General features: G+C 71.0%; 13 protein-coding genes. All 13 read left to right on the top strand.

Annotated features, from left to right (window positions below):
• Positions 1-56 precede the first annotated feature (56 nt).
• The 13 genes from nrtL (at position 57) to glyA (ending at position 15,532) form a co-directional block, all read left to right on the top strand.
• Entirely contained in the window at positions 57-1,031 is a 975-nt protein-coding gene (gene nrtL / locus OG625_RS12210; RefSeq protein WP_329379231.1) for an ArgS-related anticodon-binding protein NrtL, read from the top strand.
• A 19-nt stretch (positions 1,032-1,050) separates the two neighbouring features.
• The gene (gene lysA / locus OG625_RS12205; protein WP_329379229.1) at positions 1,051-2,442 is read left to right on the top strand and encodes a diaminopimelate decarboxylase; all 1,392 of its coding nucleotides are present in this window, start codon (positions 1,051-1,053) and stop codon (positions 2,440-2,442) included.
• 181 nt (positions 2,443-2,623) lie between these two features.
• Positions 2,624-3,913 carry a homoserine dehydrogenase gene (locus OG625_RS12200; protein WP_329390605.1) on the top strand — a complete coding sequence of 430 codons (1,290 nt, stop codon included), beginning with the start codon at positions 2,624-2,626 and terminating at the stop codon, positions 3,911-3,913.
• Between the two features lie 6 nt (positions 3,914-3,919).
• Positions 3,920-4,990 (top strand): threonine synthase, encoded by a 1,071-nt coding sequence (gene thrC, locus OG625_RS12195; RefSeq protein ID WP_329379227.1) that lies wholly within the window; start codon positions 3,920-3,922, stop codon positions 4,988-4,990.
• Positions 4,991-5,319: 329 nt separating this feature from the next.
• Positions 5,320-6,246 carry a homoserine kinase gene (thrB, locus tag OG625_RS12190; protein ID WP_329379225.1) on the top strand — a complete coding sequence of 309 codons (927 nt, stop codon included), beginning with the start codon at positions 5,320-5,322 and terminating at the stop codon, positions 6,244-6,246.
• A 425-nt stretch (positions 6,247-6,671) separates the two neighbouring features.
• On the top strand, positions 6,672-8,795 hold the full coding sequence (rho, locus tag OG625_RS12185) for a transcription termination factor Rho (RefSeq protein WP_329379223.1): 2,124 nt from the start codon (positions 6,672-6,674) through the stop codon (positions 8,793-8,795).
• Between the two features lie 282 nt (positions 8,796-9,077).
• Entirely contained in the window at positions 9,078-10,178 is a 1,101-nt protein-coding gene (locus OG625_RS12180) for an LCP family protein (RefSeq protein ID WP_329379221.1), read from the top strand.
• Between the two features lie 228 nt (positions 10,179-10,406).
• Positions 10,407-10,625: a 50S ribosomal protein L31 gene (gene rpmE / locus OG625_RS12175; protein ID WP_329379219.1), complete on the top strand. Its 219-nt coding sequence runs from the start codon at positions 10,407-10,409 to the stop codon at positions 10,623-10,625.
• 127 nt (positions 10,626-10,752) lie between these two features.
• Complete coding sequence (gene prfA, locus OG625_RS12170) at positions 10,753-11,832, top strand: peptide chain release factor 1 (protein WP_329379217.1); 1,080 nt, start codon at positions 10,753-10,755, stop codon at positions 11,830-11,832.
• A 52-nt stretch (positions 11,833-11,884) separates the two neighbouring features.
• Complete coding sequence (prmC, locus tag OG625_RS12165) at positions 11,885-12,730, top strand: peptide chain release factor N(5)-glutamine methyltransferase (RefSeq protein ID WP_030295285.1); 846 nt, start codon at positions 11,885-11,887, stop codon at positions 12,728-12,730.
• A 49-nt stretch (positions 12,731-12,779) separates the two neighbouring features.
• Positions 12,780-13,427, top strand: a complete 648-nt coding sequence (locus OG625_RS12160; protein WP_329379215.1) for an L-threonylcarbamoyladenylate synthase — start codon at positions 12,780-12,782, stop codon at positions 13,425-13,427.
• The gene (locus OG625_RS12155) at positions 13,424-14,056 is read left to right on the top strand and encodes an arsenate reductase/protein-tyrosine-phosphatase family protein (protein ID WP_329379213.1); all 633 of its coding nucleotides are present in this window, start codon (positions 13,424-13,426) and stop codon (positions 14,054-14,056) included. Before OG625_RS12160 ends, OG625_RS12155 begins: the two co-directional genes overlap by 4 nt.
• Positions 14,057-14,302: 246 nt before the next feature.
• On the top strand, positions 14,303-15,532 hold the full coding sequence (gene glyA, locus OG625_RS12150; protein WP_329379211.1) for a serine hydroxymethyltransferase: 1,230 nt from the start codon (positions 14,303-14,305) through the stop codon (positions 15,530-15,532).
• Positions 15,533-15,645 lie beyond the last annotated feature (113 nt).

Raw genomic sequence — 15,645 nt, 5'->3', positions numbered from 1 at the left:
GTTCATATGGCGAAACCCTTCGTGGGATGAGAGGGCGTCTCGCCTAGGCTGGTCCCGTGACCCCCGCTGACCTCTCCCGTTGCGTCGTACGCGCCGTGCGCTGCGCCGTCGAGGACGGGGAGCTGTCGGCGGACGTGGTCGTGCCCGAGCGGGTCGTCGTCGAGCGGACCCGGCCCGGTGGGGTGGGGGACTACGCCACCCCAGTTGCCTTCCAGGTCGCCAAGAGCGCCGGGCGTCCGCCGGGTGATGTGGCAGGTGTGCTCGGTCGACGGCTGGCCGCGGTGCCTGGCGTCGCGAGTGTGGACGTCACCGGCGCCGGGTTCCTGAACTTCACCCTCGCGCCGCTGTCCACCGCCGGTCTCGTGCGGGAGGTCCGCGCGCGCGGCCTCCGCTACGGGTACGCCGACGGAGCCTTCGGGGTCGAGCCGTTCTGCTGGGCGCGCACCGCCGAGCCGCGGCAGCGGGCCGTCGACGAGGCCGTCGTACGGCTCCTGCGCAGTCAGGGGGACGGGCACGGGGGGCCGCCGCCGGGCGTTGCTCCCGTTGCCCGGCGGGACGGGGACGTGGTGGGTGAGTACGGACGCGATGCTTCCGCCTGGGCCATGCTGACCGCTCCCGCCCGCGAAACCCCCGTCTTTGACCAGGGCCTGCTCTTGCAGGGGGAAGGCAGCGAGTTCTTCCGGGTTCGGTACGCGTACGCCAGGAGCCGCGCGCTGCTGCGGAACGCCGGGCAGCTGGGGTTCGGCGCCGAGGCGGCGGACGTGTCCGACGCCCCTGAGCTGCTGCGGGCCCTCGCCGACTACCCGCTCGTCCTCGAAGCCGCCGCGCACCACCGTGCGCCCGAGCGGCTCGCCAGGTACCTCGTCGAGCTCGCCGACGCGCTGCTCGACTTCCAGCACCGCGTACTGCCCCAGGGGGACGAGAAACGCTCGGCCGCCCACCGTGCCCGGCTGGCTCTTGCCGAAGCCGCCGGGACGGTGCTGGCCGGCGGCCTGGCCCTGCTCGGCATCGACGCACCCGAACGCCTGTGATCCGTGAAATGAGAGACCGATGAGCCGTTCCGCCCACCCCGCCGGGCCCCGCCACGCCGATGTCCTGCCCGAGGGGCACTATTCCCCGCCGGCCGCAGACCTCAATGAGCTGGACGAGAAGGTCTGGGCCCGGACCGTGAGCAGGGGAGAAGACGGGGTCGTGAGCGTCGGGGGGATCGAAGTCACCAAGCTCGCCGAGGAGTTCGGTACCCCCGCCTACTTCCTCGACGAAGAGGATTTCCGGGCCCGGTGCCGGGCCTGGGCGCATGCCTTCGGCAAGGACGCCGATGTGTTCTATGCGGGCAAGGCGTTTCTTTCCAAGGCCGTCGTGAAGTGGCTGCGGGAAGAAGGACTGAATGTGGACGTGTGTTCCGGTGGGGAGCTCGCCACCGCGCTGGCCGCCGGGATGCCGGGAGCGCAGATCGCCTTTCACGGGAACAACAAGTCCGAAGGCGAGATCCGCCGGGCCATCGGGGCCGGGGTCGGGCGCATCGTGCTCGATTCTTTCCAGGAGATCGCCCGCGTCGCGCACATCGCCCGTGAGATGGGCGTACGGCAGCCCGTGCAGATCCGCGTGACGGTGGGCGTGGAAGCCCATACGCACGAGTTCATCGCGACCGCGCACGAAGACCAGAAGTTCGGAATCGCCGTTGCCGACGGGAGCGCCGCCGAGGCCGTGCGCCGCGCGCTCGGGCACGACTCCCTGGAGCTGCTCGGCGTCCACTCCCACATCGGCTCGCAGATCTTCGACATGGCCGGCTTCGAGGTCTCGGCGAAGCGCGTCGTGCAGCTGCTGGCCGCCGTGCGGGACGAGCACGGGGTGGAGCTGCCCGAGATCGACCTCGGGGGCGGGCTGGGGATCGCGTACACGTCCGCCGACGACCCGCGCGAGCCCCACGAGATCGCCAAGGCGCTCCACGAGATCGTCGCCCGGGAGTGCGACAGCGCGCGGCTGAAGGCCCCGAGGATCTCCGTCGAGCCCGGGCGGGCCATCGTCGGGCCGACCGCCTTCACGCTGTACGAGGTCGGGACGATCAAGCCGCTCGAAGGGCTGCGGACGTACGTGAGCGTCGATGGCGGGATGTCCGACAACATTCGGACCGCCCTGTACGACGCCGAGTACGGGGTCAGTCTGGTGTCGCGGACCTCGGACGCCGAGCCGATGCTCGTCCGCGTCGTCGGCAAGCACTGCGAGAGCGGGGACATCGTCGTGAAGGACGCCTTCCTGCCCGCCGACCTGGCGCCCGGAGATCTCATCGCCGTGCCCGCCACCGGCGCTTACTGCAGGTCGATGGCCAGCAATTACAACCACGCGCTCCGGCCGCCCGTCGTCGCCGTGCGCGACGGTCAGGCCCGGGTGATCGTCCGGCGCGAGACGGAGGAAGATCTCCTGCGACTCGACCTCGGATGATTCCCTTATTTCTGGGGGAAGCCCTCGGACCCCCAAAATAATGGTCTCAAGCGTCTCAATGCCTGTCTCACTCAATGGACCGAGGGTGGAAACTGCTGTCCATTGCGTGAGACTGGTTCTCACCCCGCGCGCAAACCGTGCACGGGGTACTGATGGAAGATCGAAAGGCGTAGGTCGAATGATGCGTACGCGTCCGCTGAAGGTGGCGCTGCTGGGCTGTGGAGTGGTCGGCTCGGAAGTTGCTCGCATCATGACGACGCACGCCGACGATCTGACGGCCAGGATCGGCGCCCCCGTCGAGCTTGCGGGCGTCGCCGTGCGTCGGCCGTCCAAGGTGCGCGAGGGCATCGACCCGGCGCTGATCACCACCGATGCGACCGCCCTCCTCAAACGAGGCGACATCGACGTCGCGATCGAGGTCATCGGCGGGATCGAGCCGGCCCGGACGCTGATCACCACCGCGTTCGAGAACGGCATCTCCGTCGTCTCCGCCAACAAGGCCCTGCTCGCCCAGGACGGCGCCGCGCTGCACGCCGCCGCCGAGACCCACGGGCTGGACCTGTACTACGAGGCCGCCGTCGCCGGCGCCATCCCGCTGGTCCGCCCCATGCGCGAGTCCCTCGCGGGCGACAAGATCAACCGGGTGATGGGCATCGTCAACGGCACGACGAACTTCATCCTCGACAAGATGGACTCCACCGGCGCCGGCTACCAGGAGGCGCTCGACGAGGCCACGGCCCTCGGGTACGCCGAGGCCGACCCCACCGCCGACGTCGAGGGCTACGACGCCGCCGCCAAGGCCGCGATCCTGGCCGGCATCGCCTTCCACACCCGCGTCCGCCTCGACGACGTCTACCGTGAGGGCATGACCGAGGTCAGCGCCGCCGACTTCGCCTCCGCGAAGCGGATGGGCTGCACCATCAAGCTCCTCGCGATCCTGGAGCGCGCCGCCGACGGGGAGTCGGTCACCGCGCGCGTGCACCCCGCGATGATCCCGCTCACCCACCCCCTCGCCTCCGTCCGCGAGGCGTACAACGCGGTCTTCGTCGAGGCGGAGGCCGCCGGGCGGCTCATGTTCTACGGGCCCGGCGCGGGCGGTGCGCCGACCGCGTCGGCGGTCCTGGGCGACCTGGTCGCCATCTGCCGCAACAAGCTCGCCGAGGCAACGGGGCCCGGCGAGTCCGCTTACACCCAGCTGCCGGTGAGCCCCATGGGCGACGTCGTGACGCGGTACCACATCAGCCTCGATGTGGCCGACAAGCCGGGCGTGCTCGCCCAGGTCGCGACCACCTTCGCCGAGCACGGCGTCTCCATCGACACCGTGCGGCAGCAGGGCAAGGACGGCGAGGCCTCCCTCGTCGTCGTCACTCACCGCGCGCCCGACGCGGCCCTCTCGGGGACCGTCGAGGCGCTGCGGAAGCTGGACACCGTCCGCGGTGTCGCCAGCATCATGCGTGTTGAAGGGGAGTAAGGACCCATGAGCAGCAATCGCACCCACCAGTGGCGCGGCATCATCGAGGAGTACCGGGACCGCCTGCCGGTCACGGACACCACTCCCGTGGTCACGCTCCGCGAGGGTGGCACTCCCCTCGTGCCCGCGCAGGTGCTCTCCGAGCGCACCGGCTGCGAGGTGCACCTCAAGGTCGAGGGGGCCAACCCCACCGGGTCCTTCAAGGACCGCGGTATGACCATGGCCATCACCAAGGCCAAGGAGGACGGCGCCAAGGCCGTCATCTGCGCCTCCACCGGCAACACCTCGGCCTCCGCCGCGGCGTACGCGGTGCGCGCCGGGATGGTCTGCGCGGTGCTCGTGCCCCGCGGCAAGATCGCGCTCGGCAAGATGGGCCAGGCCCTCGTGCACGGCGCCAAGATCCTCCAGGTGGACGGCAATTTCGACGATTGCCTGGACCTCGCCCGCGCGCTGTCCGACAACTACCCGGTGGCGCTGGTCAATTCGGTCAACCCGGTACGCATCGAGGGCCAGAAGACGGCCGCCTTCGAGATCGTCGACGCGCTCGGTGACGCGCCCGACATCCACGTGCTGCCCGTTGGCAACGCCGGCAACATCACCGCGTACTGGAAGGGCTTCAAGGAGTACAAGGCCGACGGCCTGGCCTCCCGTACGCCCCGCGTGTGGGGTTTCCAGGCCTCCGGTTCCGCGCCCATCGTGCGCGGCGAGGTCGTCAAGGAGCCGCACACCATCGCCACCGCGATCCGCATCGGCAACCCGGCCTCGTGGGACTACGCCCTGCAGGCCCGGGACGAGTCGGGCGGCTTCATCGACGAGGTGACGGACCGCCAGATCCTGGCCGCCTACCGGCTGTTGGCCGCGCAGGAGGGCGTCTTCGTCGAGCCCGCGTCCGCCGCTTCGGTGGCCGGTCTGCTCAAGGCCGCCGAGCTGGGCCTGGTCGACCCCGGCCAGAAGATCGTGTGCACCGTCACCGGCAACGGTCTGAAGGACCCCGACTGGGCGGTCGCCGGTGCTCCGCAGCCGGTCACCATTCCGGTGGACGCCGAGGCCGCCGCGATCCGTCTCGGCCTGGTCTGACGTTCGAGCCGGTTCCGGAGGGCCTCCGAGGCCCTCCGGAACCGGGCAACTCGCCCCGTACGGCAACAAAAAGTGCCGTGGAAGCCGGTCGAATCCGGCCGAAGGGTACGAGTGGCCCGTCGAAGGTCGCGACACGCATCGTGCGCCTCCTGTGCGCCCTATGTCGGATGAGAACCTTCCTTCGATAGGCTGTACTTACATCCGCCACCGCGCATATGACCGTGGTGCTGCCCCGAGGGCCTTCGGGTGTCGTACGTTCTCAAGTACATTTCGCAGCGAGCCAGCGAAGAGCGAAGTTCTCGCACAGTCACAAGGAGTGTCATCGGACGATGGCCGGTCCAGCGTTCCGCGCCGCCGCCGTACGGGTGCGCGTCCCCGCCAGCAGTGCCAATCTCGGCCCGGGCTTCGATGCCCTCGGACTGGCCCTGGGTCTCTACGACGACGTGGTCGTCCGGGTGGCCGACTCCGGCCTGAACATCGACATCGCGGGTGAGGGCGCCGACACCCTCCCGCGGGACGAGAGCCACCTGCTCGTACGTTCCATGCGCACCGCCTTCGACCTGCTCGGCGGACAGCCGCGCGGCCTCGAGGTCGTCTGTGCCAACCGCATCCCGCACGGCCGCGGGCTCGGCTCCTCCTCCGCCGCCATCTGCGCCGGCATCGTCGCCGCCCGCGCCGTGACCATAGGCGGCGAGGCCAAGCTCGACGACGCGGCGCTGCTGGAGCTCGCCACGGAGATCGAGGGCCACCCCGACAACGTCGCCGCCTGCCTGCTCGGCGGTTTCACCCTGGCGTGGATGGACGGGGGCAGCGCCAAGGCGATCCGGATGGAGCCCGCCGATTCCATCGTTCCGGTGGTCTTCGTACCTTCCAAGCCGGTCCTCACCGAGACCGCGCGCGGCCTGCTGCCGCGCACCGTCCCGCACGTGGACGCGGCCGTCAACGCGGGTCGCGCGGGTCTGCTCGTGGAGGCCCTGACCAGGCGTCCCGAGTTCCTGCTGCCGGCCACCGAAGACCGGCTCCACCAGGAGTACCGGTCCCCGGCGATGCCCGAGAGCGTGGCACTCGTCAATCGGCTGCGGGCGGACGGCATCCCCGCGGTCATCTCCGGCGCGGGCCCCACGGTGCTCGCGCTGGTCGACAACGACGCGGCCGACAAGGTCGCGCAGCTCGCGGGCGAGGGGTGGGCCGCGAACCGGCTCGCGTTCGACGCCGCGGGCGCGAGCGTGCTTCCGCTGGGCACCCAGGGCGGCTAGGGCAGAGCCGGCAAGGGGCGGGCGGCCAGGGCAGGCCGCCCGCGCGGAAGAGCGCGATTGCCGGTGATCGAGAGGGGGAATATCTGTTGGATCCGGTAGTGTTAGTCTCAAGTGCGCATCGGAAGCCGCCATGGCTCGGTGCTCAGTGTCCCCATTCGGGACCACCTTTCTTCCGGGAGCCTCCCCGACTGCTCTGATCACTTCCAGCAGTTTCGAGCACGCTCCGGAATCGGCGTGACATTCCCACGCTTTCAGCTCGGGGGCTTCTCGCCGGAACCACCCACGCACGTTCGCACGTTTCTCTCCGCCGTATCTCTACCGGCGGACCACCGCCCCGGCACGGTCCACACCTAGGACTGTTGTCGGACAGCACAACCGGTCGCCGAGCCAGACAGGCCGACGTCCGCTCCAGGGAAGGACCCTTCGTGAGCGACACCACCGATCTGATGGGCGCTGCCGACACCTCTGTCGACACCAGTGCCCCCGCCGCGGGCGCCGCACCCAAGCGTCGCCGCACCGGCACCGGCCTTGACGGCATGGTCCTCGCCGAGCTCCAGCAGGTCGCGTCCGGCCTCGGTATCAGGGGCACCGCGCGGATGCGCAAGAGCCAGCTGATCGAGGTCATCAAGGAGGCGCAGGCGGGTGGCGGCGCCCCCAAGGCCGCGGCCTCCGCCGCCGCCGGTGAGACCGCCGAGGCCAAGCCGAAGCGCCGCGCCACCAGCAAGGCCCGCACGGGCGAGGCCGCCGCCGAGGCGCCCGCCGAGAAGACCGCCGCCGCTCCGGCGCAGATCGAGATCCCGGGGCAGCCGGCCAGCGACGACGCCCCGGTCGGCGAGCGCCGTCGTCGTCGGGCCACGGCCCCGTCCGGCAGCCCGGAGGGCTCGGCCCCCGCCACCGTGCAGGTCGAGCAGAAGACCGAAGCCCCGGCCGCCACCGCCCCCGCGGCGGCGACCGAGGTCAAGACCGAATCCGCACAGGCCGGCGCGGTCGCAGTCTCCGCAGGCCAGGACGGCGAGGGCCGCGGCCGTCGCGACCGTCGTGACCGCGGGGACCGCGCCGAGCGCGGGGACCGTCAGCAGGGCCGCCGCGAGCGTGGCGCCAAGGCCGACGAGCAGGGCCAGGGCGGCCAGGGCCAGGGCGCGCAGGGCGGCCAGGGCGGCCGCCAGGACCGCGCCGAGCGCGGCGACCGCCAGCAGCAGGGCGGCCGGGGCCAGGGCCAGGGTCAGGGCCAGCAGGGTCGTCAGGACCGCCAGGACCGCCAGGACCGTCAGGGTCCCCAGGACAACGGCCCCCAGGACGACTTCGACGGTGAGGAAGGCCGTCGCGGCCGCCGTGGCCGCTACCGCGACCGCCGTGGCCGTCGTGGCCGCGACGAGTTCGCTCCGGCCGAGCCGCAGGTCGCCGACGACGACGTGCTGATCCCCGTCGCGGGCATCCTCGACATCCTCGACAACTACGCGTTCATCCGGACCTCGGGCTACCTGCCCGGCCCCAACGACGTGTACGTCTCCCTCGCGCAGGTCCGCAAGGCCGGGCTGCGCAAGGGCGACCACACCACCGGTGCCGTGCGCCAGCCCAAGGACGGCGAGCGCCGCGAGAAGTTCAACGCCCTCGTGCGACTGGACTCGGTGAACGGCATGGCGCCCGAATCCGGGCGCGGACGGCCGGAGTTCCAGAAGCTGACCCCGCTCTACCCGCAGGACCGGCTCCGCCTGGAGACCGACCCGGGTGTGCTGACGACCCGCATCATCGACCTCGTGTCGCCGATCGGCAAGGGCCAGCGAGGCCTGATCGTGGCCCCGCCGAAGACCGGCAAGACCATGATCATGCAGGCGATCGCCAACGCGATCACCGTCAACAACCCCGAGTGCCACCTGATGGTCGTCCTGGTCGACGAGCGTCCGGAAGAGGTCACCGACATGCAGCGGTCGGTCAAGGGCGAGGTCATCTCCTCGACCTTCGACCGCCCGGCCGAGGACCACACCACCGTCGCCGAGCTGGCCATCGAGCGCGCCAAGCGTCTCGTCGAGCTGGGTCACGACGTGGTCGTCCTGCTGGACTCCATCACCCGTCTGGGCCGCGCGTACAACCTCGCGGCGCCCGCCTCCGGCCGCATCCTGTCCGGTGGTGTCGACTCGACCGCGCTGTACCCGCCGAAGCGCTTCTTCGGTGCCGCGCGCAACATCGAGGACGGCGGCTCGCTGACCATCCTGGCCACCGCGCTCGTCGACACCGGCTCGCGCATGGACGAGGTGATCTTCGAGGAGTTCAAGGGCACCGGCAACATGGAGCTCAAGCTCGACCGGAAGCTCGCCGACAAGCGCATCTTCCCGGCCGTCGACGTCGACCCGTCGGGCACCCGCAAGGAGGAGATCCTCCTCAACGCGGAGGAGCTCGCCATCGTCTGGAAGCTGCGCCGGGTGCTGCACGCCCTCGACTCGCAGCAGGCGATCGAGCTGCTGCTCGACAAGATGAAGCAGACGAAGTCGAACGCCGAGTTCCTGATGCAGATCGCGAAGACGACCCCGTCGGGCAAGAACGACGACTAGTCCGACCGCAACGCACCAACACGGCCGCCCCCGTCGCATCCGCGACGGGGGCGGCCGTGTGCGTACGGTGCGACCTTCACCACACACCGGCTCCGGCTGAACCCCGTGCCGCCGCCCTGCGTCCCCTCGGGAAACCGCAGGTGGGTGCGGGGTTACAGGGTGTTTGTCCTGGATCGCGGCCCTGCGGCCCGGGCCGGGGGCGCGGCCGGCCGTGGAACCCTGGAGGACGTTCGGCCGTCTGTGTCAAGGAACAGGGGACCGCATTCCAGGACTGAGGAGAGCATGAGCCAGGACAGCAACGGCGGTGGCCATCGTGCCGCGGGCCGGCGACGACGTAAACCCGCGACGCGCCGCAGGGCCCTCGTCATCGCCGCCTGGAGCGCAGCGGGCGTGGTCCTGCTGGGCGGGGCGGGCCTGGGCTACTTCTACTTCAAGCTGAACGGCAACCTGAAGACGGTCGACATCGACCAGGCGCTCGGCACCGACCGCCCGCAGAACGTCAACAACGGCTCGATGGACATCCTCGTGCTCGGCTCCGACTCCCGCGGCGGCGCGAACGCCGAGTACGGCCAGGACGACGGCGGCTCCGCCCGCTCCGACACGGCGATGATCGTCCACCTGAACGAGGGCCACACCAAGGCCGCCATCGTGTCGATACCCCGCGACACCATGACCGTCCGCCCCCCGTGCACCACCGGCAAGGGCAAGACCGACCCCGGCGGCCAGCGCAGGCAGTTCAACGAGGCCTACACCATCGGCGGCGCCGCCTGTGCGGTGAAGACCGTCGAGAAGATGTCGGGGATCCGCATGGACCACTACATCGAGGTCGACTTCACGGGCTTCAAGAAGATCATCGACACCCTCGGCGGGGTCGAGGTGACCACCAGCAAGCCGATCAAGGACGAGTACAGCCACCTGGACCTCCCGGCCGGCCCCAACCAGCTGAACGGCGAGCAGGCCCTCGGTCTGGTCCGTACCCGCCACGGCGTCGGCGACGGCGGCGACCTCGGCCGAATACAGCTCCAGCAGGCCTTCATCAAGGCGCTCATCAAGCAGGTCAAGGGCATCGGCCTGTTCGACAACCCCAAGAAGCTGCTCGACCTCGCCGACACCGGCACCAAGGCGCTCACCACCGACACGGGCCTCGGCGACGTGAAGTCCCTCATGGGCTTCGCCCAGAGCCTTCAGGGGATCGACGCGCAGAGCATGCACATGATCACCCTGCCGGTCACCACGGACGCGATCGACGCCAACCGCGTCGCCCCCCTGAAGAAGGAGTCCCAGCTGGTCTGGGACGCCCTGCTGGCAGACCGGCCGATCCCGGCCGAGGCCACCGCGAACTCCACCGGCGACAAGGGCACGGCCGGCTCGATCGTCCAGTGAGGACCCCGTGCGGAGCCGGTGAGGACCCCGCGCGGACCTGATGAGGACCCCGCGCGGACCCGGCCGCCGGCCCGCGCGGAATAGATGCCGGCCCCCCTCCGTTGAGGGAGGCGTCCTCAGAATTTTGACAGGCAGCCCGGTCCTGGCAGACTGGTCTGTCGGCCCCGGTTCACGCAGCGCGCAATTCGGCTCCTGCGACCCGGCGCCCTCCCGAATCTAGGAGACACCTTGAAGAGCGAGATCCACCCCCAGTACGTCGAGACCCAGGTCAGCTGCACCTGTGGCGCGTCGTTCACCACCCGTAGCACCCTCACCGAGGGCAGCATCCGTGCTGAGGTCTGCTCCGAGTGCCACCCGTTCTACACGGGCAAGCAGAAGATCCTCGACACCGGTGGCCGTGTGGCCCGCTTCGAGGCTCGCTTCGGCAAGGGTGCGGCCAAGAAGTAGCGCGACCCAGGCGCCGGTCCCCGGTCGCCCCCTGTCCATGCGGGGGCGGCTGGACCGGCGCCTTTGTCGTCGTCCCGGTCCGTAACACCTGCCAGCCCTTTCGCACTTTTACCCCAGGAGTCCCCCGATGTTCGAGGCGGTCGAGGAACTGATCGGCGAGCACGCCGATCTTGAGAAGAAGCTCGCCGACCCTTCGGTCCACTCCGATCAGGCCAACGCGCGCAAGCTGAACAAGCGCTACGCGGAGCTGACCCCGATCGTCGCGACCTTCCGTGCCTGGAAGCAGTCGGCCGAGGACATCGAGACGGCCAAGGAGTTCGCGGCCGACGACCCCGACTTCGCCGCCGAGGCCAAGGAACTGAGCGCCCAGCGCGAAGAGCTCACCGAGAAGCTCCGCCTGCTGCTCGTCCCGCGCGACCCCAGCGACGACAAGGACGTGCTGCTCGAGGTCAAGGCCGGCGCCGGCGGCGACGAGTCCGCCCTCTTCGCGGGCGACCTGCTGCGCATGTACCTGCGCTACGCCGAGCGCGTGGGCTGGAAGACCGAGATCATCGACGCCACCGAGTCCGAGCTCGGCGGCTACAAGGACGTCCAGGTCTCCGTCCGCACCAAGGGCGGCAACGGCGCGACCGAGCCCGGCCAGGGCGTGTGGGCCCGCCTGAAGTACGAGGGCGGCGTGCACCGCGTCCAGCGCGTTCCGGCCACCGAGTCGCAGGGCCGCATCCACACCTCCGCCGCCGGCGTGCTCGTCACCCCGGAGGCCGAGGAGGTCGAGGTCGAGGTCAACATGAACGACCTCCGCATCGACGTGTACCGCTCGTCCGGCCCCGGCGGCCAGTCCGTCAACACCACCGACTCGGCCGTGCGCATCACGCACCTCCCGACCGGTGTGGTCGCCTCCTGCCAGAACGAGAAGAGCCAGCTCCAGAACAAGGAGCAGGCCATGCGCATCCTGCGCTCGCGCCTGCTGGCCGCCGCGCAGGAAGCCGCCGAGCAGGAGGCCTCCGACGTGCGCCGCAGCCAGGTGCGCTCGGTGGACCGTTCCGAGAAGATCCGTACGTACAACTACCCGGAAAACCGGATCTCGGACCACCGGACCGGTTTCAAGGCGTACAACTTGGACCAAGTGCTCGACGGCGATCTCGACGCGGTCATCCAGGCCTGCGTCGACACCGACTCCGCCGCGAAGCTCGCGGCCGCGCACTGACCTCGACCCGCCCCGCATCACCCCCCGTACGACAGCAGCCCGGAGGACCAGCGTGAACTTGCTGCTTGCCGAGGTGGCTCAGGCCACCCAGCGGCTGGCCGCCGCCGGCGTGCCCTCACCGCGTTTCGACGCGGAGGAGCTCGCGGCCTTCGTGCACGGCGTCAAACGGGGGGAACTGCACCACGTCAAGGACGCGGACTTCGACGCCCGCTACTGGGAGGCCGTCGCCCGCCGCGAGGCGCGCGAGCCGCTCCAGCACATCACCGGCCGTGCCTTCTTCCGGTACCTGGAGCTCCAGGTCGGGCCCGGGGTCTTCGTGCCCCGGCCCGAGACCGAGTCGGTCGTGGACTGGGCCATACACGCCGTCCGCGCGATGGACGTCGTCGAGCCGATGATCGTCGACCTGTGCACCGGATCCGGTGCCATCGCGCTGGCCATGGCCCAGGAGGTGCCGCGCTCGCGCGTGCACGCCGTCGAGCTGTCCGAGGACGCGCTGCGGTGGACCCGTAAGAACGCCGAGGGCTCCCGGGTCACCGTCCACCAGGGCGACGCGCTCAGCGCGCTGCCCGAGCTGGACGGCCAGGTCGACCTGGTCATCTCCAACCCGCCGTACATCCCGCTCACCGAGTGGGAGTACGTCGCCCCCGAGGCCCGCGACCACGACCCGGAGATGGCCCTGTTCTCCGGCGAGGACGGCCTCGACACCATCCGCGGCATCGAGCGCACCGCACACCGGCTGCTGAGGCCCGGCGGCATCGTCGTCATCGAGCACGCCGACACCCAGGGCGGCCAGGTCCCGTGGATCTTCGCCGAGGAGCGGGGCTGGGCCGACGCGGCCGACCACCCCGACCTGAACAACCGCCCCCGCTTCGCGACCGCCCGCAAGGCCCTGCCGTGACGGGCGCGACCTATCCCGCCACCCCCCTGCTGCACGAGGAGTCCCGCTGATGGCCCGGCGATACGACTGCAACGACGCGACGGACCGCAAGACGGGTCTGCGCGAAGCCGCATCCGCCGTGCGCCGCGGCGAGCTCGTCGTGCTGCCCACCGACACCCTGTACGGGATCGGCGCGGACGCCTTCAGCCCCGAGGCCGTCCACGACCTCCTCGCGGCCAAGGGCCGGGGCCGCGGCATGCCGACCCCGGTGCTCATCGGCTCTCCGAACACCCTGCACGGTCTCGTCACGGACTTCTCCGAGCAGGCGTGGGAGCTCGTCGACGCCTTCTGGCCGGGCGCGCTGACGATCGTCGCCAAGCACCAGCCGTCGCTGGCGTGGGACCTGGGGGACACCGGGGGCACGGTCGCCGTACGCATGCCCCTGCACCCCGTCGCGATCGAGCTGCTGACCGAGGTCGGCCCGATGGCCGTGTCCTCGGCGAACCTCTCCGGCCAGCCGGCGCCCGAGGACTGCGACGCGGCGCGCGAGATGCTCGGGGACTCCGTCTCCGTGTACCTGGACGGCGGGCCGACGCCCGGCATCCAGCCGTCGTCGATCGTCGACGTCACCGGGAAGGTTCCCGTCCTGCTGCGCGAGGGCGCGCTCACGGCGGAGCAGCTGCGGGAGGTCGTACCCGACCTCGAGGTAGCCCCGTGAGCCCTGAGGGGCGTGGCATAGCCGGGGACAGCACCTTCCGCATACTCCACGTCAGCACCGGCAACGTGTGCCGCTCGCCCATCACCGAGCGGCTGACGCGGCACGCCCTCTCGCACCGCCTCGGCGGGCTGATCACCGGGGACCTGCTCGTGGAGAGCGCCGGTACGTGGGGCCACGAAGGCGCCCCGATGGAGGCCAACGCGGCTGCCGTGCTGGCGGACTTCGGGGCCGACGCGTCCGGTTTCACCGGGCGGGAACTGCTGGACGAGCACGTCATCCGGGCGGACCTGGTGCTGACCGCCACGCGCGACCACCGGGCGCAGGTCATCTCGATGGGGCACTCGGCAGGGCTGCGGACCTTCACGCTGAAGGAGTTCACCCGGCTGGTGCGGGCCATAGACCCGGCCACGCTGCCGCCGCTGGACGACGGGATGGCGGAGCGGGCGAGGGCCCTTGTCCGGGCGGCCGCGGCGCTCCGGGGGTGGCTGTTGGCGCCTTCGCCGGACGCCGATGAGGTGTACGACCCGTACGGGGCGCCGATCACCTTCTTCCGGTCGATCGGCGACGAGATCAACCAGGCGCTGGACCCCGTCGTGACGGCCCTGACGGGCGTACCCGCTTCGCGCTGATCTGTGCGTGCGGGTGCGGGTGGGCCGCTGCGCGGATCTGGTCCCCGCCCCGCCCTTTCACCGTTTCTCCCCCGGCTACCGCTGGGAGGTGCCCCCAGGAGCTCCGCCCCGGACCCTCCCCCCAGACTCCGTCCGGGGGGACCCCCACCCCTCAAACGCCGGCGAGGCTGAAACGTGCCCAAAGGGGGCGTATCGCGGGTCGCGGGCCTACAGTGGCTGGTACCCGGTACCCCCTGGAGTCGCGCCATGAGCGTCATCACCCAGCCCACGGACCTGCTGCGGCAGCAGGATCCGCAGATGGCAGACGTCCTCGCGGGGGAGCGGCAGCGGCAGGGCAGTACGTTGCAGTTGATCGCCGCCGAGAACTTCACCTCCGGCGCCGTGCTCGCCGCGCTCGGGTCGGCGCTCGCCAACAAGTACGCCGAGGGGTACCCCGGCGCCCGGCACCACGGCGGCTGTGAGTACGCGGATCTGGCCGAGCGGATGGCCGTCGAGCGGGCCACCGCCCTGTTCGGGGCCGAGCACGCCAACGTGCAGCCGCACTCGGGATCCTCCGCCGTGCTCGCCGCCTACGCCGCGCTGCTGCGCCCCGGGGACACCGTGCTGGCGATGGGGCTTCCGTTCGGGGGTCACCTCACGCACGGCTCGCCCGCCAACTTCTCCGGGCGCTGGTTCGACTTCGTCGGGTACGGGGTCGACGCGGCGACGGGGCTGATCGACTACCGGCAGGTGCAGGAGCTGGCCCACGCGCACCGGCCCAAGGCGATCGTCTGCGGGTCGATCTCCTATCCCCGGCACCCCGAGTACTCGGCGTTCCGGGAGATCGCCGACGAGGTCGGGGCCTACCTGATCGCCGACGCGGCCCATCCGATCGGGCTGGTGGCCGGCGGCGCCGCGCCCAGCCCCGTTCCGTACGCCGACATCGTCTGCGCGACCACGCACAAGGTGCTGCGCGGCCCGCGGGGCGGGATGATCCTGTGCGGCTCCGAGTTCGCCGAGCGCGTCGACCGGGCGGTGTTCCCCTTCACGCAGGGCGGCGCCCAGATGCACACCATCGCCGCGAAGGCCGTCGCGTTCGGGGAGGCGGCGACCCCCGCCTTCGCCACCTACGCCCACCGGGTCGTCGCGAACGCGCGGACGCTCGCGGAGGCGCTGGAGGAGCGCGGGTTCGCGATCACCACCGGCGGCACCGACACGCACCTGATCACCGCCGATCCGGCGCCGCTGGGCCTGGACGGCCCCACCGCCCGCGGAATGCTGGCCGCCGCCGGCATCGTGCTCGACACCTGCGCCCTCCCGTACGGGGACGGGCGCGGGATCCGGCTCGGCACGGCGGCCGTCACCACCCAGGGGATGGGGGAGGCGCAGATGGCCGAAATCGCCGGTCTCTTCGCCGGCGCGCTGCGCGGGGACGCCGCGAAGACCCGTACGGACGTTGCCGAACTCACGCGGGAATTTCCCCCTTACGGGGCGTAATGGGCACGAGTGGTTCGTACCGCAACCGGGATGCGGCCCCCTCGCGTCCTCGGTGGAGGGGACATCGCAGCTAATGTGTGGGGCTGAGATGGCCGGCGATACATCTGGGGCAG

Source organism: Streptomyces sp. NBC_01351, from assembly GCF_036237315.1.
GTDB lineage: Bacteria > Actinomycetota > Actinomycetes > Streptomycetales > Streptomycetaceae > Streptomyces.
This window is presented reverse-complemented; position numbering and strand designations above follow the sequence as displayed.

What these genes read in the sequence shown, in the direction of transcription:
- lysA (WP_329379229.1), top strand. Translation starts at nt 1,051, where the DNA reads ATGAGCCGTTCCGCCCACCCCGCCGGGCCCCGCCACGCCGATGTCCTG.
- OG625_RS12200 (WP_329390605.1), top strand. Translation starts at nt 2,624, where the DNA reads ATGCGTACGCGTCCGCTGAAGGTGGCGCTGCTGGGCTGTGGAGTGGTC.
- thrC (WP_329379227.1), top strand. Translation starts at nt 3,920, where the DNA reads ATGAGCAGCAATCGCACCCACCAGTGGCGCGGCATCATCGAGGAGTAC.
- thrB (WP_329379225.1), top strand. Translation starts at nt 5,320, where the DNA reads ATGGCCGGTCCAGCGTTCCGCGCCGCCGCCGTACGGGTGCGCGTCCCC.
- OG625_RS12180 (WP_329379221.1), top strand. Translation starts at nt 9,078, where the DNA reads ATGAGCCAGGACAGCAACGGCGGTGGCCATCGTGCCGCGGGCCGGCGA.
- prfA (WP_329379217.1), top strand. Translation starts at nt 10,753, where the DNA reads ATGTTCGAGGCGGTCGAGGAACTGATCGGCGAGCACGCCGATCTTGAG.
- OG625_RS12160 (WP_329379215.1), top strand. Translation starts at nt 12,780, where the DNA reads ATGGCCCGGCGATACGACTGCAACGACGCGACGGACCGCAAGACGGGT.
- glyA (WP_329379211.1), top strand. Translation starts at nt 14,303, where the DNA reads ATGAGCGTCATCACCCAGCCCACGGACCTGCTGCGGCAGCAGGATCCG.